This is a genomic window from Halobaculum gomorrense, assembly GCF_900129775.1.
Lineage (GTDB): Archaea > Halobacteriota > Halobacteria > Halobacteriales > Haloferacaceae > Halobaculum > Halobaculum gomorrense.
In genome coordinates this window covers 106,763-127,292 of the sequence record NZ_FQWV01000002.1, presented here as the reverse complement: position 1 = coordinate 127,292, position 20,530 = coordinate 106,763, and the positions used below count along the sequence as shown (strand labels likewise).

The 20,530-nt window shown below is 56.3% G+C and carries 14 protein-coding genes and 2 pseudogenes; 12 read left to right on the top strand and 4 right to left on the bottom strand.

Annotated elements, in window-relative coordinates; genetic code table 11:
• The first annotated feature begins 345 nt into the window (after positions 1 to 345).
• From BUE16_RS04150 to BUE16_RS17115, 7 genes and pseudogenes are all read left to right on the top strand, one after another.
• Positions 346 to 1,284 (top strand): DUF4350 domain-containing protein, encoded by a 939-nt coding sequence (locus BUE16_RS04150; RefSeq protein ID WP_073307173.1) that lies wholly within the window; start codon positions 346 to 348, stop codon positions 1,282 to 1,284.
• 72 nt (positions 1,285 to 1,356) lie between these two features.
• Positions 1,357 to 2,460, top strand: a complete 1,104-nt coding sequence (locus tag BUE16_RS04145; RefSeq protein ID WP_079991487.1) for an AAA family ATPase — start codon at positions 1,357 to 1,359, stop codon at positions 2,458 to 2,460.
• 29 nt (positions 2,461 to 2,489) lie between these two features.
• Positions 2,490 to 3,419 carry a DUF1616 domain-containing protein gene (locus BUE16_RS04140; RefSeq protein WP_159435720.1) on the top strand — a complete coding sequence of 310 codons (930 nt, stop codon included), beginning with the start codon at positions 2,490 to 2,492 and terminating at the stop codon, positions 3,417 to 3,419.
• Positions 3,416 to 4,771: a DUF58 domain-containing protein gene (locus tag BUE16_RS04135; RefSeq protein ID WP_079991486.1), complete on the top strand. Its 1,356-nt coding sequence runs from the start codon at positions 3,416 to 3,418 to the stop codon at positions 4,769 to 4,771. The genes BUE16_RS04140 and BUE16_RS04135 overlap by 4 nt, the downstream gene beginning before the upstream one ends.
• Positions 4,772 to 4,776: 5 nt before the next feature.
• Positions 4,777 to 5,223, top strand: coding sequence for a hypothetical protein (locus BUE16_RS16235; RefSeq protein ID WP_143165362.1), 447 nt, complete (start codon positions 4,777 to 4,779; stop codon positions 5,221 to 5,223).
• Positions 5,220 to 5,999, top strand: a complete 780-nt coding sequence (locus BUE16_RS04125; RefSeq protein WP_143165361.1) for a hypothetical protein — start codon at positions 5,220 to 5,222, stop codon at positions 5,997 to 5,999. The genes BUE16_RS16235 and BUE16_RS04125 overlap by 4 nt, the downstream gene beginning before the upstream one ends.
• A gap of 459 nt (positions 6,000 to 6,458) precedes the next feature.
• Positions 6,459 to 6,605, top strand: a pseudogene (locus BUE16_RS17115) (RNA-guided endonuclease TnpB family protein); the annotation flags it as partial.
• 1 nt (position 6,606) lies between these two features.
• On the opposite strand, the gene BUE16_RS04115 reads toward BUE16_RS17115, so the two are convergent.
• From BUE16_RS04115 to BUE16_RS17470, 4 genes and pseudogenes are all read right to left on the bottom strand, one after another.
• Positions 6,607 to 9,210: a PAS domain S-box protein gene (locus tag BUE16_RS04115; RefSeq protein ID WP_073307167.1), complete on the bottom strand. Its 2,604-nt coding sequence runs from the start codon at positions 9,208 to 9,210 to the stop codon at positions 6,607 to 6,609.
• A gap of 267 nt (positions 9,211 to 9,477) precedes the next feature.
• Positions 9,478 to 10,617, bottom strand: a complete 1,140-nt coding sequence (locus tag BUE16_RS04110; protein WP_073307166.1) for an ATP-binding response regulator — start codon at positions 10,615 to 10,617, stop codon at positions 9,478 to 9,480.
• Positions 10,618 to 10,692: 75 nt separating this feature from the next.
• A pseudogene (locus BUE16_RS04105) lies at positions 10,693 to 10,863 on the bottom strand (type II toxin-antitoxin system PemK/MazF family toxin); the annotation flags it as partial.
• Positions 10,864 to 10,995: 132 nt separating this feature from the next.
• Positions 10,996 to 11,397 (bottom strand): hypothetical protein, encoded by a 402-nt coding sequence (locus BUE16_RS17470; RefSeq protein WP_073307622.1) that lies wholly within the window; start codon positions 11,395 to 11,397, stop codon positions 10,996 to 10,998.
• Positions 11,398 to 11,827: 430 nt separating this feature from the next.
• On the opposite strand from BUE16_RS17470, the gene BUE16_RS04095 reads away from it, so the two are divergent.
• The 5 genes from BUE16_RS04095 (at position 11,828) to BUE16_RS17460 (ending at position 20,483) form a co-directional block, all read left to right on the top strand.
• Positions 11,828 to 16,300 (top strand): PAS domain S-box protein, encoded by a 4,473-nt coding sequence (locus tag BUE16_RS04095; protein ID WP_079991484.1) that lies wholly within the window; start codon positions 11,828 to 11,830, stop codon positions 16,298 to 16,300.
• 3 nt (positions 16,301 to 16,303) lie between these two features.
• Entirely contained in the window at positions 16,304 to 19,012 is a 2,709-nt protein-coding gene (locus BUE16_RS04090; RefSeq protein ID WP_073307164.1) for a response regulator, read from the top strand.
• A 158-nt stretch (positions 19,013 to 19,170) separates the two neighbouring features.
• Positions 19,171 to 19,494 (top strand): HalOD1 output domain-containing protein, encoded by a 324-nt coding sequence (locus BUE16_RS17465; protein WP_159435718.1) that lies wholly within the window; start codon positions 19,171 to 19,173, stop codon positions 19,492 to 19,494.
• Positions 19,495 to 19,504: 10 nt separating this feature from the next.
• Positions 19,505 to 20,098, top strand: a complete 594-nt coding sequence (locus tag BUE16_RS04085) for a response regulator (protein ID WP_073307163.1) — start codon at positions 19,505 to 19,507, stop codon at positions 20,096 to 20,098.
• Between the two features lies 1 nt (position 20,099).
• Positions 20,100 to 20,483, top strand: coding sequence for a DUF5658 family protein (locus BUE16_RS17460; protein ID WP_369333759.1), 384 nt, complete (start codon positions 20,100 to 20,102; stop codon positions 20,481 to 20,483).
• The last annotated feature ends 47 nt before the right edge of the window (positions 20,484 to 20,530 follow it).

Below are 20,530 nucleotides of genomic sequence, written 5' to 3'. Positions count from 1 at the left end.
ACCTACTCGTTGGGATTGAGTGCGGTGTCACTACTGGTAGATGCTGAATCGAGGACGGAGCTCAGACGGCTACACGAGGTCACAGGAGTCGTTTCTGTTCGCTCAGTTCCTCGTGTCCGGGTGCGCGCTGCTCGCGTTAGCTGCAGTGGGCGTCGAGTCTCTCCCGGCGTATCTCCTCGTAGTGTACGTGCTGAGTGCAGTAGTGGCGGAACTCCATCTCCCGACGGAAACAGCGCGCGGGTGGGAGCGGCGCGTCTGGCGCGTGATACAGGGCGCAGGTATCGTTGTCGCCATCGTGTTGACAAGTGAGGTAGTGCGACTCGTCCGAGAGTCCGGAGTACTCGGATGAGTCGATACAGAACCGAGCGGTGGGTTGCACTGCTCGTCGTCGGGCTCGCCGTCGTCGTGCTCATATTACTCGTCGGAACACTGACCGCGACGGACGCACCGCTTGATCCGTACAACCACGGTGACGCAGGAACGAGTCGGCTCGTCGATGCCAGCCGTGCGGGCGTCATACTATCCTACACCAGTGTAGACGGCGGGGCGACGCCGGAAACCGTAATCGTCGTCGGAGGCGGTGGTGACGTGACGACCGCCGATGTGGCTGCGCTCACCCGTCATCTCGATAGCGGAGGACAGGTCGTGATACTCACCGAGGACGAGCGGTCGAACCAGTTGCTCGCGGCACTGGACGTGGAAACGCGAATCGCGGCTGGCTATCTCCTCGCGACCGAGCAAGAATCAGCGAGTCCCACACAGTTTGTCGTAGCAGATAGGGGTGACGACGCCCTCGGATTCACCAGTGTCCAAGTCAACGCTGCGAAGCCGCTCGGCGTCACCGACTCCAGCGACAGCACGACGAGACGGGTTCTCGCGTGGTCGGTTCCGGCCGGGCGTGACCTCAACGGCGACGGGCAACTCGGAGCGGCCGAGCCACGAGGGAGTTACCCGGTCGCGGTCGCGGAGCCGGTTGGAGTGGGGCAGGTAATTGTCGTGGGCGATGCGAGTTTGCTCACCAACGGCCAGTGGCAGGTCGAAGGCAACCGACAACTGGCTCGCACGTTGACCGAGGACGGCGCGATGCTCGTCTACCCGCAGACGGCCGGCTTTCCCCCTGTCACGCAACTCCGCCTCGGTCTGAACACACCGCGCGGGACGCTGTTCGGGTTATCGCTATTCTGCGGTGGAGGTGTCGTGCTCGTCTGGCTCGGTGCGTGGATCTCCACCCGGGACGGAGAGTCCGGTTCGGATAGTGCGGTGCTCAAGTTCACTTTGAGGTAACCTTCCGCACCCACCTGCGAGTGACGCAGGGTATACCACGTCACCTACTGTAAGCAGAGATACCCCTACCCGATGCCCGAGAACACCTCGCCTCGAACGTCTCGCCGCGACGTAGGCAGAGACCCGTTCGTCTACCCGATGTCCGAGGAGCGTGCGCTGTCACCTGCCTCCGCTGACCTCACACCAGCAACGCTCCACGAGCGGCTTCAACAAACTGTCGGCGAGGCAGTCGTGGGACAGGAGGCGGTCGTCACGCAGCTAACGACGGCGCTTCTCGCTGGCGGACACGTGCTACTCGAAGGGGCACCCGGTGTTGCAAAGACCACCATCGCCACGCGAGTTGCAACCGCGGCCGGACTCCCGGCCGCCCGTATTCAGCTCACACCGGATACCCTGCCTGCAGACATCACTGGCACGCAACTCTACAACGAGCAGGCGGGGGCGTTCGAGTTCCGCCGTGGACCCGTGTTCAGCAACGCCGTCATCGCTGACGAGATCAACCGGGCGATGCCGAAGGCACAGGCGGCCCTGCTTGAAGCGATGGAAGAAGGACACGTCTCAACCGACGGCGAGACGCGTTCGCTCCCGACTCCGTTTTTCATAGTAGCAACACGGAATCCGCTCGAGATGGCAGGAACGTATCCACTACCCGAGTCGCAACTCGACCGGTTTATGTTCCATCTCACCGTCTCGGCGCCGAGCAGTGACGACGCGCTGGTGGACATCCTAGCCACTGCCGACCAGCGCGGGCGGGGTGAGGAACGTCGCCGTCGCCAGGCATCAGAGTACCCGTTGACGCCGGCGGCGGTGCGCAGCGCGCAGCGACTCGTCGATGCGATTCACGTCTCTGCCCCGATCAAGCAGTATCTCGTCGCGCTCTTGCGGTCACTCGAGACGGACAGCCGCGTCACTGCGGCACCGTCGCCGCGTGCGCTCATCGGCGTCCAGCGAGCCGCCAAGGCACGGGCCGCGATCGAGCGGCGGTCGTACGTCCTCCCCGAGGATGTCGAGCAGGTGGCTGTCGACGCACTCTGTCACCGGATCACCGTCGAACAGGCCACAAACGGTGACACCGAGGCGGCACGGAACGTACTCAACGAGGTCGTAGACGCGACGACGCTCCCCACAACGCCGTCGACACCCGACGCATCGCTCGCTACTGACGGTGGTGAGTGAGGGTGGGCGGGACTCGTGCGCTGACATACGTGCAGGCCGGTGGCTTGGTACTGCTGAGTGTCGCGGCGGCAGTGACATTCCAGCCGTATTTATCCGGATCGTCGGTCCGCCTCGTTGCGGCGACACTACTGGTGTTCTTGCTTCCCGGCTACGCACTCCAGACGGTGCTGTTCCAGTCGACCGGCGACGAGAGCCTTTCGCCCCGGACGCGTCTCGCGGTGTCCATCGGTACGTCACCAGCTATCGTCGCCGTGGTCGCGCTGATTATCAACGAGTTCACGGGGCGGATCACGTTCGGTCGGCTGCTCACGGCGTTGGTGTTACTGACCGGCGCACTCCTCGGCATGTCGTTACTCCAGACCCTCAGCACAGGCCAGCAAGCGCCGAAGCCGACGGCTGACGGCGGATGGACTCCGAAGCGACGGGTTACCGACCGTCTACCGAGACCGACGCTTTCGACCGCTCTCAATCGGGATTCCCGGAAGCAGTGGGCGCTGGTCGGCGTGGTAACGATACTGTTTATCGGTCTACTGGCGGCACCGGCGCCGGAGCAGACCTACACGGAGCTGAGTCTGCTGTCGGAGACGGAGCAGGGGCGACTCACCGCCGACGACTATCCGGAGACGCTCACTCCGGGGACGTCTGCCACTGTCGTGGCGACGGTACACAACGAGGAGGACACGACACAAGCGTACACCCTCGTCGTGACGCGCGAGCAGGCGAACGGTGCGGGGGTGATCCTGGGGACAGAGCAGATCGAGCTTGCGGACGGTGAGACGAAGCGGCTTCGGACGACGCTCGTCGCCCCGAAGACTCCCGGTGAGGTGCGATTCACCTACCGCCTGTATCGGACAGAATCCATCGTATCGACGGACAACTTCGAAGAGCTTCCCAGTCCGTACCGTGAGACGCGGCTGTTGGTGACCGTCCAGTCGCCGGCTAGTGGTGACTCCCAATGACGAATCACGTGGTGCTTTCGGCGTATCCCTCGAAGTTGGTGCTGCGCGTTTCTCGACGCGGGTATCTTCTCTTGGGGGCGATGGGAGGTGCGTTCCTGTTGAGTGTCATCTCGAACAACGGATTCGTCCTCGCGCTTGGGGGAGCGCTCGGGTTGTTTCTGCTCGGCGAATTCTACACCGTCACTCTGCAGTTGCGCGAGTTTACCGAGCGTGCCGAGGTCACTGTGACTCCGAGATCTCGGGACACCACCACAGAGTCGGCTGTCCGCATCTCTCTCGGGTCCGTATCGGACTCCACAGATGTAGATCACGTCAGCCTCACCGGGCGGACAGCGACGAATGCTGACTCGTTCGATGGACCAACCCCGCAGACACTTTCGGTCCCCATCACACCACAAGACGACCGAGTCGAGATCACGCTCATGAGCTCCGTCAGCAGTCCGGGGCACACCTACGTGGCCGAACTCACCGTCGTTGATGCCGACGTGCCACTGGCGGAACTGTATGCCACGAGCAGGGAGGGCCACAGCGGCGTCGCGTCTCCCGAGCAGTATCGTTCCGAATCGGAATCGAGCGTATCCGGGGTCGAATACGACGGCCTCAGGGAGTACGTCGCCGGTGACCCGCTCTCACACATCGACTGGAAGGCCACCGCGCGGCAGGGCACACCCCACGTCCGGGAGTGGGCGCGTCAGCAGTCTATGCGACAGGTGATCGTGATCGATCTCCGCAGTCTGTCACGGTCGGCTTGGAATGCCGCGGTGAGCGTCTGTCGTGAGCAACTCGATCAAGACGACGGCCCCCATCGAGCAGCTGTCGCTATCGTCTCCCCGTCGGGAGAGCTGGTGTTCACCCAGCAGGAACATCAGACCGCGGAGGCAGAGATCGAACACGTTACTCGCACTGTCGAAGACGTGTCCGAGACTGCAACGGCTCTGCCTAGCAAGGAGGTCAACGATCCATCAGGTCGCCCGCTCCGGCAGACAACGCAGGTCGGCAAGACGGTCGCCGCGTTCCGACGTCACGCAGGTGTGGCGGATAACTCACTGCTGACGGCGCTCCAACGAGCGTACCGACAGACCGGTGGCACCACTCACATCTCACTCATCACCGGCTCCAGAACGACAGCCCGTACGATCGCTGGAGTTCGATCAGTAGCAAGCCGTGGGCGTATCGACGTGCACCTGCTGTCTCCCCCCGAGCAGAGCGATGCGAGCGAGTCGCTCGCCGCCACCCTTTCGGCTGAAACCGGTGTCTCGATCACCGAGCGTCGACTGTACCGGCGTGGCGCCGTTCGGAGCGGCAGGCAGCACCGACCGGAGTACGCACTGACCCGTCAGCTCAGGGGCTGATACCTATGAGTGGAACACACCAGCAGCGTCGCGGACTCACACGGCCATCACCGTACACGCTGAGCGTAGCGCTCGTAACCGGTGTTGCACTCTCCGGGTTCGGCATCGGTGGCCTTCTGATCGGTGTTGTGCTACTGGTCGGTGATCGACAGTTCTCGACGCCAGTGCTGGTCGGTATCTTGACCGGCATAGTGATACTGCTGGGAGGCTCCCGTCCGTCGGCACTCACGTCGATCGCAGGTATCGTTGTCGTCCTCTCGCCGCTGGTGTTGCCTTCGGAGGGCGGCTTCTCTCGGACCCACCGCTACCTGTTGGTTGGTGTGGTCAGTATCGTACTTCCGATACTGTTCATCGTGCTGACTACGGGTACCGTCTGGCCAGCCACCGTCGTCGTCCTCGTGATACTACTGGCTGCAGGGATTGCTGTCTACTGGTACACGGTGCCGATATGAGTCCCGACGTAGACGCTCGCACGATGGCGTCCCGTCGGGAGCGTCTGCTTGCGCAGGCGTCCAGCCTCCAAGTGGCTCTCGGATTCCTCACGGTGCTTTCGTTGCTCGCTGCCGTTGTGCTTGCGGAGCAACGGACGCTCTTGCTTGCCGTCGCCGCGGTCTGTCTGCTGTTCGTCGTCTTCGATTATGCAATGCGCGGCTCGGAACACTCGCTGTCTGCGGCAGCGATGACCGCCCAGGCCGACCTGATAGCCGACATCGAACGCGAACTGCATCTCGACAGCGACGGCTGGTACGTACCGACCGAGGGAGGCACGGTCCGGCGCTGGCATCCTTCGACCGAGGTAAGCGCCACGTATCCACCTGATCCGCTCCCGACAGGAGCGTTCCACGACGACGAGATAGCCGGTGTCTCGATGCCCACCATCGGATGGGCGCTCTTAGAGCAGACCGATGCGGAACTCCCGTCGGAGCAGGCCAGCACAGCGATTGAGGAGGCGCTCACCATCTGTCGACGAACCGGCCTCGTTACCGCGTGGGAGACGGAGGCCCGCACGACTGGACACCACTCGGAGTCCGTCTTCAATATCCGGTTGACGTGTTCCGGGTCTCTGCCCGGAGACGAGGGAAGCGACCCCGCGCTGTCGCTGCTCGGGACCGCGATAGCGGGTATCGCTGCGTCCCCGGTCCGGCTGACGGTCACTGACGCTGAACAGCGGAGACGAGTGGTGAGAATTCGCGTGTTGTCGGGTGAACGGACGGCTGCCTCCGCCTGATATCGGTAGTACTATCCAGCATCTCGTGGGAGATTTCGTAATGTCTGACTGTTCACATAGTATCGATATGAAGAGGCAGAATACAGGCTACGAGCGTGATAGTCCGTTCGACGGTCCTCAGTGGTAACCGGACACGGCTGAGGGTGGTTTAGCTGATAGCAGGCGCTAAGCCCCCGTCCTCAACGAGCATCACAGTGCGCGCAAGCGGACAAGAAGCGCAGTAGGGCGGGGATACAGCGCCGTCTTTATATTTCCTACATGCACTGGTAGCTGTCTCACAGGCCCACGCAAGCATTTTTATCGGGGAACGCCCAACCAGAGTGTAAGATGGGCGTTCCGACCTGTGGGCTTCGACTCACTCGCCGTGCCACGTGGAACGGCTCGTTCCTTGCGAAGTCTCCAGTCACGGACAGCGTTAGAACGCGACAAGAAGCGTGCGCTGTCCCACGGAACTACCCCGTCGAGCCACTAGGAGTGGGACACTCCGAAAGAACGCCTGTGGAGACTGCGCTCCCTACGGACACCTCTCCGGTGTCTGCAAAGCGCGTCGTAGAAGCAGGAAGCCCCACCCTCAGCGAGCGCGTCAGCGCGAGCAGGGTGGGGTAGTTCACTCGTCTGCAGCTGGATCCGCACTGGACGGGGGGCCCTGTACAGTTACGAACTCGACGTTCGTGATCTCGAAGCGCGCTCCGCCGTTGGTTCCGTCTGCAATACGAATCTGCCAGCCGTGGGCAGTGATAATCCGCTTGACGATACTCAGTCCGAACCCCGTTCCGTCCGTCGACTGAGAGTAGCCAGGCTCGAAGACGGTGTCGCGCTCGTCCGATGGAATTCCCGGACCATCATCCTCGATGTAGAACCCGTCATCTAGTCTTCCAACTGTCACAGTCACATCTGCCCTGCCGTGTTCCACACTGTTCCGAAACAGGTTCTCGAAGACCTGCTTGAGGCGATTCTTGTCGGCGTAGACGTTTCGGTCGATATCGGTTATCAAGCGTGCCTGGTTCGTCTCGACGTTCTCCCAGCATCCGTTGACCACCGTGGAGAGGTCGACCGGCTGAGCATCGGTTACGTCTTTGCCCTCCCGGGCTAACGTCAGGAGATCATCGATCAGCGTCTCCATCCTGTCGAGCGCCGCTTCGAGATCGCTGAGGTGGTCACTGTCACACTCCTCAGCTACCAACTCAAGTCGGCCGGTGGCGACGTTTAGCGGGTTCCGGAGATCATGTGAGACAACGCTCGCGAACTCCTCGAGCCGCTCGTTCGCGCGCTTGACCGACTCACGTTCGCTGATGTCGATATACATCGCTAGCGTTCCGATGATCTCGCCGTCGGCCCTCCGGCGCGGAACCGCACGCAGGAGCGTTTCGATACGCTCTCCATCCATAGTTAGTAGCTCGCGTTTTTCTCTGGTGAACTGTCCGTCGAGCGCCTGGCTGTACCCTTGTGACAGCATTCTTTCCGCCGCTTCGGGCGTGTAGAACTCGGCGAGGCCACGACCGATCATTGCCTCCGCATCGTATCCAAGGGTCTCGGCGAACTGGCTGTTACAGTCCTCGATGATCGGTTGGCCGTTCTCGGGGCGGGTGAGTGCGGTCATCACTGGAGCTTCCTCGAACAGCGTTCGGTACTGGCGTTCGTACTTGGTTGCCAGTTGGTCCAGCTTTGCAGTTTTTTCTTCCAGTTCCTGTTCGCGTTCTATCCGTTCGGTGATGTCCTGAAACGTGCCGCGGACGCCGACAATTTCACCATCCTCGTACCGAGGCTCGCCACGGGTAGAGACCCATCGCACCTCGTCGTCGGCCGTGACGATTCGCAGTTCCAAGTCGTACGGTTCGCCCGCAGTTGTCACTCGCTCGACGGCATCTCGGATTGCCGCCTGATCTTCGGGATGGTAAAACGCGAGTGCATCTTCGACCGTCGGTTCAAACTCCGGGCCAACACCGTGAATCCGATAGACTTCGTCGGTCCATCGGAGTGAGTCAGTGCGGAGGTCAAGCTCCCAGCCGCCGACGTCTGCGACGTTCTGGGTCTGTTCGAGGAACTCCTGTTTCCGTTCTAATTCGGCCTCCCGTTCCTTGCGGTCGGTAATATCGAAAAAGGACGCTATCACCCCGATTGGGTCACCGTCGCTGTCTGTTAGGTAGCTGTTCACCCCGCGGGCGTAGAACGTCGACCCGTCCGCCCGGAGGGCTTCGAGTTCGTCCTCCCGACGCCCCCGTTCTATGATCGTCTCCAGTACGGACTGCGCCTGCTCGGGATGCTTCCACATATTTACGGCCGGACGCCCGATTGCATCCTCTGTACTGTCGTACCCCCACATGTCAACGAACGCAGAGTTCACATCGATCAGTTCGCCGTCGAGATCAGTTATCGCAATTCCGCTGAGAGCCGACTCAAATGCATACTGGTACCGCCGAAGCATGTTTTCTCGCTCTTTACGCTCGGTAATATCCATCGAGATACCGAGCACGGCGTCGCCGGTCGTCTCGACCGGATCGTAGGGAATCTTCGTCGTCTCCAAAAGCCGTGTTTCACCGTCTTCGGTCGTCAACGACTCCTCGGGAACGTGTTTGGGCTCGCCGGACTCGATGACGGCCTGGTCATCGGCGCGGAACTGTTCGATTTCCGCCTCGGAGTCGGCGAAGTCGGCATCTGTGGCTCCTTCGAGGTCGCTGACGGTGGTCCCGTACGCCTCGGCAGTAGCCTCGTTTGCCAGCAGGAACTCGCCGCCCTCGTCTTTGACGAAGACGAGCTGTGGAAGCAAATCGATGATCTGGCGCAACCGGTCGCGAGTCGCCTGGGCACGCTCCTGTTGGCGGTATCTCTCGACAGCGTTGCGAATTTTGTTCGCGAGGACGGTATACTGGCTCGTCCCGGATTCTTTTTGCAGGTAGTCCGTCACACCAGCAGCGATCGCGTCGCTCGCAACCGCTTCGCTCCCTTTCCCAGTGTACAGTATAAACGGCAGGTTGGGATGCTTCTCGCGTACGGTTTCGAGGAACTCGATGCCGTTCTGGCCGGGCATATCGTAGTCGCTCACGATACAGTCGAAGCTACGTGTGGCAAGTCGATCTCTCCCCTCACTGGCGTTTGTTGCCGTCTCGACGGTGAACTGAGCCTTGTGTCCCGAGAGCATCTCAGCCGTCAGCTCCGCGAGGGCAGGGTCATCATCAACGTGCAGAACTGAGGTCCCGGGCGTCTCAGTCATGAATACGTCAGCCAACGCTCGCGTGCAGTATAGTAGTTATCATCAAATAGTCACGTGAGATACTGGGCCAACCTGCTTCCATCGGCTATGTGTTAGAGTCGATGCTCGTCCTGATACTGTCGGCTATACCTACGTGACGATTTTCCATACCCCGGGGTGTCGAAATCCGTCATGCGACGATAGCCGACAGTATCAGTCCAGCATATTTTTTAGCCGGGGGCATCGCGCCGAGTCGGCTGTAAGCATTCACACAGCGCGCTGCTTGGATCAAGCAGCCGGAATAAATCCGAGCTTGACGACCGTCCCACGGGGCGAGTTGTCCTCGATTCGAATCTCACCCTCGTACTGTTGCATAAACTTGTTTACAAGATACAACCCGATTCCTGTTCCGTCTGCATCGCCCGAATACGCTTTCTCCGTCACGCTTGCTTTCGTCTCAGCAGGGATGCCTGGGCCGTTATCCGCGATGTCGACCCATACGTACTCCTGCTCGGCACCCCCCTCGGCCGTTGTCGTTTCGGCATCGGTGTCACCAGCGGCTGGGAGGTGAATATCGATTTCGATGCTCGGAGTATCGGTGTCGTTGTGATCGACGGCGTTCAGCAGGACGTTCCGTACCACTGTTCCGAGGAACTGGTTGGCTTTCACCGACACGTCTGGTACACCGCCAGTGAGCGAGACGGACGCCGACTCGTAGTTTTCTCTGAAACGAGTGACTTCGGCGTCCAGTACCGCGCCGAGTCGAACGGCGTCGAGTTCCGTTCGCTCGTCTTCGAGTGTGCTGATTAGCTCTCCGACGGACTCGGTGAGGGTCACAATGTGATTGCTGGCGTCTTCGATACGGTCGAGTGAGCGCTGTTCGCTCGGAGAGTCCGCCTCCAGCGCACTCGCCCAGCCGAGGATGATCGAGGCGTCGTTTCTGATCTCGTGGCGGATGAGCCAGTTGAGGACGCTCAGCTCGTTTCGCTGCCTTTCGATTTGTTTCGTCTGGGCCTTCCGTGTCTGCGCGTAGGTAACGGTCTTGGCCAGCACCCGAGGCGTGACGTGGTCCTTGATCAGAAAGTCCTGTGCGCCCTTGTCGACGGCTTCGGTACCGAGGCGTTGATCACCGACGCTGGTGAGAACGACGATAGCGACGTCAGAGTCGGCGTCGACAACCCGGTCGACGGTTTCCAGCCCCGTCGAGTCGGGAAGGTTCAGGTCCAACAGGACGGCGTCGTAGGTCTGCTCCCGGTCGGCGAGTTCTGCAAGCCCGGGTTCGAGCGCTGTGACTCGCTCGACGTCCGTCGGAGTCGCAGTCGGATTGTCGACTGTGTCTGCCTGCAGCTCCTGTAACATTGCCGCGTACAACTGCGCGTCGCTGTCGTTATCCTCGACCAGCAGAACGCGTCTCGTACTCGGAGTCATTATCTTCAAAAGTTGAGACTGGTCGTCTCAATGCATACGGATCTGACACTGATTTCTTTGTACAGGATCTCTCGATCAGCCGAACCCGTGACTTAATTTAAGCGCGTCGTCGATCTCGGCCATTGTCGAGTCGTCGAGACTGCCAGCCACCGAATGGATTCGGTTCTCGAGAGACACGGCTCGAATTTGGTCAAGCCGCACGGAGGGGCTTTTTTCAAACAGTGAGTCCGACGCTTCCACAAGTAACGCCAATCAACCCGTCAAGAAGCGAGAACGATGATACCCGACCGAGGACTTCTTCCGTCCGACATACTACGGTCGGTAGCGGCCGAAGCTCACAATAGACACTGGATATTGAACGGAGCAAATAAAACGATATCAACACCCAGGAGTTTGCGTGATGAGAATAAACGGATCGCGCTCGCGATTGTAGTCGGCGACGTCTCCGGCGACCGCCTCGATGAGTCGGCGATGAACTTCTCTGGCTGCTCGTCCCTCGTCTGGGCTCAAGTAGTGGAGCCCGCCCAGCTCCGTCCAGAAATCATCGTCAAGCCAAAACAGTGTCTCATCGTTCGACTGGTGGACGATGTCGCCGTTATCGGTCAGTCCCTCGATGTCGAGTTGGCGACCCGAGAGCTGGGCGCGTGCCAGCACCGCCACAAGTTGCCGGCGTGAAATGGCTGCATGAACAGCAACATCGTCGATCAAACTCCCGAAGTAGTCTTCGACAGTATCAATCGTTTGGGAGAACTCATCAAGCGTAACGGAATCTAACGGTATTGTATCCCTTGGTATTTCTCGAGTTTCCCAAGATCGAGAGCCGCTAAGTAATACGTCAGATGCAAGGTTGAGTTCAATACTATCCGCCGTTCGACAGTACTGTGTTTTATCCCTGCTTTCGTCCGCAGTGACCTCTTCTAAATACAGATTCTCAGAGAGTTCCTTCACACGTCTGTAACAAGTGGCAATCGGAATATCTAGCTCTTGACTCAGCCAGCTGACTGATCGCGGTTCCCTTGCCGCCCGCAGTATATCTACGCTGTATTTCCGCCCGAGTACCGCAACTGCTTCCGTCGACATCTTGTTACCACAATTGATTCTCAAGGGTGAATAACTGTATCCTATATTTATCGAACCAATTCTATTGGGGCCGATATGAAATGGTTCTCTAAGCGAAAACATAATACAGCGGAACAACAACATCGGATGTATGAGCGATGGAGACGCGTACACGGAACATACCCCCGCAGGACTTCTCGAGTTGTCTTCGGAACTGAATCAAGCTGGTTCTATCGAGGACGTCTCTGTCGTTGCGGTCCGAATGTTGAATCTCAATTTTGATGCGCCTCTTTCGGCGATCTGGGAGTACGATGAAGAGGGAAACGAACTCCGCCCAATCGCCGAATCAACTGAGGCACAAGAGGTGATTGGCGATGCACCTATCCTTCCACTTGATTCTCTCGCCGGGCGTGTGTACAGACAGAATCGTCCGGAAGTGTTCGACGATGTCCACGAGGCCGACGGCACGTATAATTCAGACACCCCGATTCGGAGCGAAATTCTTGTGCCAATTTCAGATTTCGGCGTCTTGAGTGTCGGAGCTACTGAACTCGATGCCTTTACTCAGAAAGACGCAGAACTGGCGAAACTCGTCGCTTCGAATCTCGAACCTGCAATTTCACGAATCCGACACCTCGAGGAGTTACAGGCTGAGCGTGATTGGACACATAAGTTGTTTGAAGGCTCCAACGATGCCATTTTCATTAGTGATTCAGATGCGAATTTCGTCCAAGTGAATCAGGCTGCTTGCCAGTTAACTGGCTATGCGCGAGAGGAACTCCTCTCGATGCGTATTCCCGATCTTCACGAAGAGGTCGACTTACATGCCTATGAGGATTACCACGACCAAATTTTAGCCGGCGAACCAGCAACCACTGAAGCGAAACTACTTCGGAGCGACGACAGTAAAATCGATGTCGAGTTCTCGAACCGTCGGATCGAGCGCGATGGGGCGGCCTATATGCATACCGTTGCGAGAGATGTGACGGAACAGCGGGAACGCCGGCGTCGCCCAGAGTCATTTAAGTCGGCCATCGAGAACGCGAGTGATGGGATTGCTATTTTGGAGAACGAGGAGTACACGTACGTTGATCAAACGCATGCCGAAATGTACGGGTTCGAGGACCAAGATGAGTTACTCGGGCAGACTTGGCGTGATTTGTATACTGATCCCGTTGAAATCGAGCGAATGGAGGATGAGGCGCTTTCAGCGCTCCGATCTGATGGTGAGTGGAGAGGCACTGTAACTGCCTCTCCAGAAGGCAAGGAAGAATTTCCGACTGAACTATCGCTGACACGCTTGGAAGACGATCGAATTGTCTGTGTTGTCCGTGACGTGTCTGAAAAATATCGGCGTCAAGCGGAACTTCGGGAGAATGAGCGGCGTTTCGAGTCGGTGTTCGAAGACCCCGAAATGCTGGTGGCGTTATTAGAAACTGATGGTGAGACGATTGAGGTCAATGAAACAGCGCTAGACTACGTTTCGAACGACAAATCCGATATCTTGGGGGAACCGTTCTGGGAAGGAGACTGGTGGTCGCATTCCTCGGACCTACAAGAAGATCTTAAAGGCTGGATCGAACGAGCGGCTGCTGGCAAGTACGTCAGTTTCCAGGCGGAACATCCGGATCGGGACGGTAATATGCGGTTCGTTACGGGCACAATCCGTCCGGTTACAGGGGAATCAGGCGTCGAATCACTCGTTATTTCCAGTCGGGATATCACGCCCCGCGAGCAGCGCCGTCGCGAATTGGAGACGTTCCAACAAGCTGTCGAGGATGCGAAAGACGGCTTCGCCATCCTCGAAGATGGAGAATACACCTACATCGACGAGACACACGTGGATATGTATGGATTCGATGATACTGACCAACTCATCGGGAACTCTTGGCGGATGCTCTATGACGAAGATGAGGTAGAGCGCCTTGAGTCGGAAGCCTTCCCTGTTCTTGAGTCGGAGGGGCACTGGCGGGGCAAAGTAACCGGATCCCAACCAGACGGAACGACGTTCCCGGCAGAGATCTCTCTGACTATCATCGATGATGGTCCCCTTGTGTGTACTGTGCGCGATGAAACTGAAAGACAGCAACGGGAACGTGAACTCGAACTCAAGGAGCAAGCGATTGACTCCTCGAATGTTGGGGTTATGATCACCGACCCACAGCGAGAAGGCAACCCAATCGAGTACGTAAATAAAGGATTTACCGACATTACTGGCTACGAAGAGGACGACGCGTTGGGTCGTAATCCACGTTTCCTCCAGGGACCCGAGACAGACCCAGACGAAATATCGAAGCTCCGAGAGGCGATTGCGGCCGGTGAACCGGTGACAGTAGAATTGAAAAACTACCGAAAAGACGGGAGTGAATACTGGAATCGATTGTCCGTCACGCCAGTCACTGATGTAGATGGGACGCTTTCGAAGTTTATTGGCATACAGCAGGACGTAACAGGTCGGAGGCAACGGACTCGGAGCCTGGCAGAACAGAACCGGAAACTCGAATTGGTTCTTTCTGGAACGGACACTGGTATTGCAGAGTGGAGTCTTGAGACGGATCAGATATCATTCGACGACACGCTTGTCGATTTACTTGGCCATGATCCGGACAATTATGAAGAGTTCGTACAGATCGTCGCGCCGGAAGATCGGGACCGTGTTCGTGAGTCACTAGAACAAGTCGGCGAGACCAACGACTTGTCTGCGGATTTCAGAGTTATTGATGCCAACGAACAAACGCGATGGATACACACAGATGCTGTTCTGATACCCGATGACGAAACTGGAGAGAGACTTGTCGCGATTGCCACGGACATAACGGATCAAAAACGACGGATTCGGCAGATTCAACAGGAGCGGAAGCGATTCGATATCCTCTCGGAAAGTCTCGAGGAATACGCCTTTGTACTTCTCGATGACGATGGACAGATCGACAGCTGGAACGATGGAGCAGCCGACATCTTTGGATATGACGAAGAAGCTGCAATTGGTATGCCAGCAGCAGAGTTACACCCTGAACAGGATCAAAAACGTGGGATTGCTGATCGGTTACTAAAACAGGCATCACTCGCAGGAGAAAGTACTCACGAAGGACAGCGAGTCCGTCAGGATGGATCGTCGTTTCCTGCAGAAGTCTCATACGTCCCGCTTCAAACTGAAGATGGAGTGTTCCTGGGATACGGGATGGTCATCAGAGATCTTACTAACCAGCGTCAACAGCGGCGTAGAACAGAGCGGTTCGTTGAGGAATCAGTCGACGTCGTGTCTATCTTAGATCGCGACGGGTGTTTCACCTATCTTAGTGGCTCTGCTGAACGGGTTCTTGGATATGATCCAACTCAGCTAAATCAAGAGAGTGTCTTTGATATTATCCATCCTGAGGATCGGGAACGTGTAATGGAAGCGTTTTTCGCCGCCGTGGAGGATTCCGATTCAAGCGTTCAGCTAGAGTTCCAAGCAATGGATGCGGATGAGGAGTGGATTACTGTAGAGGCACGTGGACGGAATCTCTTTGACGATGAAGCAGTTGGTGGGTTTCTGTTATATATACGTGACATCAGTAATATAAGAGAACAGACGAAAAAATTCGAATCCGTATTCAATCAAACGTTCCAATTGACGGGACTGCTGACCCAGAGTGGTGAAATCCTCGAGCTAAACGACCCCCTCACGGAGTTCGGCGGCACAGGTGTCGAAGAGAGCAGAGGCACACCACTCTGGGAGTGTCCTCTGTTCGCGCATTCGTCTGAAGTGCAAACTCAAATCAGACAAGCAGTTACTGAAGCATCTTCGGGTTCATTCGTTCGGTTCAACGTGGAAGCAGAAGGCGTTGATGGACTCGCCAGCTTCGACTTCTCGGTCAAGCCGATCTCAAGCCAGCGCGGGGAGCTTAGCTTCCTGGTATTCGAGGCACGAGATGTTACAGCTCAGGAGCAGCGTCGGCGACACGTCCAGGTCTTACACCGGATTATGCGGCACAATATCCGAAATGATCTGACGAAACTGAGAGGGTATGTCGATCTGCTTGCGTCGGACACAGAGACAGACACTCGTGAACAGCGCGCTGCGACGATCCGAGACATTCTCGACAAGTGGGAAAGAATGGCAAACAAGACCCAAGAGCTCCAGAATATACTCACGAGCGAGAGCGCTCTCGCTTCCCACCAGAGTGCTCAGCAAATAGCTGAGGATATTCAAGCCAAAAAAGAAGACGAGCATGCTAATGCGAATATCACTATCACAGCCGACCACGATATAGAATCACAAATACCGAGTGACCTTGAGAAGGCGATTTCTGAGCTCGTTGAGAACGCCATCACAGCGAACGATACTGAGCATCCATCCGTACAGATCAGTGTCTCGCAACCCGATGAACGGTGGGTAGAGGTTTGTGTGTCCGATACTGGGCCTGGACTCCCGGAAATGGAGAAAAATCTCCTCGAAACTGGCGAAGAAACACCGCTAAGTCACGGTCAGGGGCTCGGATTGTGGATGGTGCGGGCACTGGTGACTCGTGCTGGGGGATCGATTTCAGTCGACACCTCGGGCGATGGGAGTGAGATCAGACTGGAAGTCCCCACCCAACCGGCTCGAGAGGACTCAGAAAAACCGGGCATCGTGTCGTAAACTATGACCCAAAACGGAAACACAAAAATCCTGGTCGTCGAGGATGACCAGAGTTTGGCTGAGCTGTATGCAGAGTGGCTCGCAGACCGTTATGTTGTCGAAACCGCGTACTCTGGCGAAGAAGCCTTAGAAGCGTTTGATGCGACTGTCGATATCGTCCTTCTGGATCGGATGATGCCTGGGTTATCCGGCGGAGAGGTTCTTACGCGACTCAGACAATATGAGTCGAACTGCCAGGTGGTTATCGTCTCTGCGGTGACACCGGACTTCGATATCGTCAAAATGGGATTCGATGCGTATCTCGAAAAGCCCGTTGAAGCTGACGACCTCGAAGACGTTATCTCCCAGATGCTTACTCGAGCCGAGTACAACGAAGATCTGCAAGAGCTGTTCTCGCTGATAGAACGCCAATCGACCTTGGAAGCGGTCATGGACCCAGATACCCTCGAAACGAGCCCGAAATACCAGGCACTCACGGACCAAATCACAGAACTCGAGGATAAAGTCGAACGGTACCTCCAGAACCTGCCAGACAGGGATTTTCGAGTGGCTATTGAGTGCCTGCAACGAACAGCAGCAGAGCGCAGGGAACAGCAGCAGTACCAGTCCCTCACTGAAGACGTCCTGGACACATCAGAGGAAGGGATCGTTGTAGTAGATCGCGACGGACTGGTGGTGTGGGCAAACGAAACTACGGAAGAATTACTCGGAGTTGACAGAGACGATATCCAAGGGGCTGACTACAGTCGCATTGCTTCTGAATCGTACAAGGAATATCTCTCAGGTGAGCAAACACTGTCTGACCTCGTAACTCATTCTCTAGAGAATATGAATTCCGAAGTCGAAGCCGTCGTCCGTATCCCTGAAACGGCTTCGAAAGAGCAGCAGTGGTTGGAGTACTGGAGCGGACCGATCGAAACTGGTCTTTATGCCGGTGGGCGGATTGAACACTACCACAATATTACTGAGAGGTACGCGTATGAACAACAGCTTGAGGATCTGCATGCGGTTTCTCGCGATCTAATGACAGCGGACTCGGAACGTAGCATCGGCGAGACCGTGACAACTGCCGCAGTCGGGGAACTCGGATTCGAGTTTGCTGCGATATATACACGAGAAGAGCACACGGGACGCTTGATCCCACTCGCACACGCATCCACGGAGGATATTACTGAAATCGAACTTCCTTCCATCTCTGAAGGAGACACACCAGTCTGGACAGCCTACGTGACCCGAACAGAACAGTTGTGTCCCGAAGACGAAGACGTTACAGATACCCAGTCGAGCCAGTGGTTGGCAGAGGAGTTCTCGTCGTGGCGACTCTACTCACTAGAATCAGAGGGGGTTCTGTTGGTGGGTATGACCACGACGCCAGAGATTCCCTCGAGAAAGAACAAATTGGCAAAGACGTTAGCAGCGAACGCAGCAAGCGCATTCGAACGAACAGCCCAAGAGGCGGCCCTTCGGGAACGTGACCAGCGATTAAACGAGCAAAACGAACGGCTGACACGACTGGATCGCATCAACACACTGATACGGTCGATAAGTGCCACGGTTATCAGTGCAAATACACGAGAAGAACTGGAGCAAGAGGTCTGTAATGCTTTAGCTCATCTGAATCTGATTAGCGGGGCGTGGATCGGTAAAAAAGATATTAATACGAATACGATCGAGGTCAGAGCCAAAACGGAGTCGCTCCAATATCAAAAAGTGGGGGCGAACGACACTCCAGCAGATGACAATACCCAACGGAATCACTCTAAATTGCCACCTGCTGAACGGGCATACAAGATTGAACATTCGGTCGTGGAGAACGACTTAATGACCGCTCGCTCCGAAACGGAGTGGGAACAAGACGCACTGAAAAATGGCACCAACTCGATTGTGGCTGTACCACTACAGAGCGAGGCTTCGATCCTTGGCGTATTAGAAGTCCACTCCAAACTGCCAAACGCCTTCGCTGAAGAAGAGGTGACAGCCCTCACAGAGCTCGGTCAAATAATAGGTCACGGGATATCAGCACTCCGGCAAAAGGCGGCGCTTCTATCCGGTGGGGGCACAATTCTCGAAATCCAGTTCGAGGACGATACTGGCCTTGCAACTCTTGTTTCGGATATGGAGACGGATCTCGAAGTGTTGAATGTAGTGACTGAGAGTCCAGATCACCTCCTGTTCGCGCGAGTGACCGGTGAAAACGTGACCCCCGAGGCGTTCGAAGCCGCTGGTTTCGATCCAGAGACGGTCATTTTGAGCGACTCTCGAAATGGTATCTACTGTAAAGTCCCGGTGCGGAACAGCAGCTTTTGCGAGAAACTGACCGACCAAGGAGTTGCGATAAATCAAATCACAAACGCTTCCGAGTCCAATGAGATCGTGGTTTCAGTAACCGTGCCATTCACCGTCGACGTCGGGGAATATCTGAGTTCACTCCGGGAAGACTACAGCGATCTCACCCTGTTATCCAAACTGGATAGTGAGCGAGGAGAAACTAATACCTCTCTCTCAGCACGTCTTGATGGAGCTCTTACCGCCCGGCAAGAAGAAGTCTTACAGACGGCGCTCTACGCAGGGTATTTTAATTGGCCGCGGGATGCCGATTCGACGTCGATTGCCAAGACTCTCGATATCGCACAGTCAACGTTCAACCAACATCTTCGAGCTGCTGAGTCTAATCTGCTGACGACTCTCTATCAGGATTCAACCGAGCCGTGACCTGCCTCAGTATCACGTTCTACAGTACTCGGGCTGTCCTGCTTATCGACATTCGGAAAACTGGCTCCAAATAGTGGGCCTTTCCATATAGGCATCAAATTTGGCAACCCGATATTAGAGGGTAGAAGACGTTTGATTGTAGAATAGATGTATTCTTTATGGCCCAAAACTCTCCGCACCGAGAGTCTGAACCTACGGGATGGAGTACAGATTCCCAAATAGTGCGTGAATTTGATAGACCTGTCCGTGTTTCGGATGCGGTCATTGAGACACTTATGGAAGCTGTCGAAGACTGGCCGGAACTCAGTAGATCACCTCCGGTGTTCGAATTTGTTGATGCAGACAAATTAGATGGCTTGTTCAAAACTCGTACAGTCGAGGAGACCAGTCATATGCCCTCTGTGGAGTTTCTCTTTCAGGACGCACTTGTGACGGTCATGTACGCATCAACGGTGCGTGTCATCGTCGAACGAGATGCGTGAGTGAGAATAGATGACCCATTCCAGTACCGTTCTGATCGTCGAAGACGAAGAGAATCTCGCTGACTTGTTTGGCATTTGGCTACAGGAGCAGTTCGAGGTTCATGTGGCCTATTCCGGGGAAGATGCACTGGAAATCTTCGCTGAGGAACCGATTGATATTGTCCTTTTAGATCGTCGAATGCCGGGCCTCTCTGGCACGGAGGTGCTACAATCAATTCGTGAAGGCGGCGATGCCCAGCAGGTGATCATGGTAACAGCTGTTCAGCCAACGGAAGACCTAGCTTCCATCGATGTGGATGACTATCTTCTCAAACCAATCGACCGGACGAAGCTTCTTCGAGCTGTGGAAGCTGCGGAGCTGGTTCTAACATACGAAGATTCACTCACAGAGCTTCTCTCACTCACCGCGAGGAAAGCCACGTTAGAAGCGAACCTCGACAAGACAGAGCTAGAAAAGGACGACCGATACGGCGATCTCCTCCAGAGAATACGAGAGTTGGAGGAAGAAGCTGATACGACACTCCAGCGTCTCGAGACAGATTATCAGATCGATATGCTGGTCAGAGACCAGCGTATCGGATCCCAACCTGTAGAGCAGTTCTGATATGGTGCGAGGAGCCGTGGCATCCACTAATTGTGCTACCAGCAGCAGTATCGAAGTACTCGCAGAAAATAAATATCCACTGCTCATCGGATTGGTCTTCGTACGAGCTATAGATGCGAGTCTCACGTACTATGGGCTAAGCATCGGACTGCGAGAAGCCAATCCGATTGTCGTACTTATTGTTGAGACTCTCGGAATCATCCCCGGCCTATTCTTTCTCTCGTCGGTGTCACTAGTGTTATTATTCTTTCTTGGTGAATACCTGCTTCCCTGGGTCGGACAATCGAGACATAATATCGATCTGTGGAGCAATGTAGCATACCTTTCAGCTTTGGTCGTATGGAGCGCTGTGTCGCTTCATAATATGGTACTCATTTGGATATGAGATTGATCGAGTTTGTCGGCGTATTATTATATGTTTCAATTGTGTTA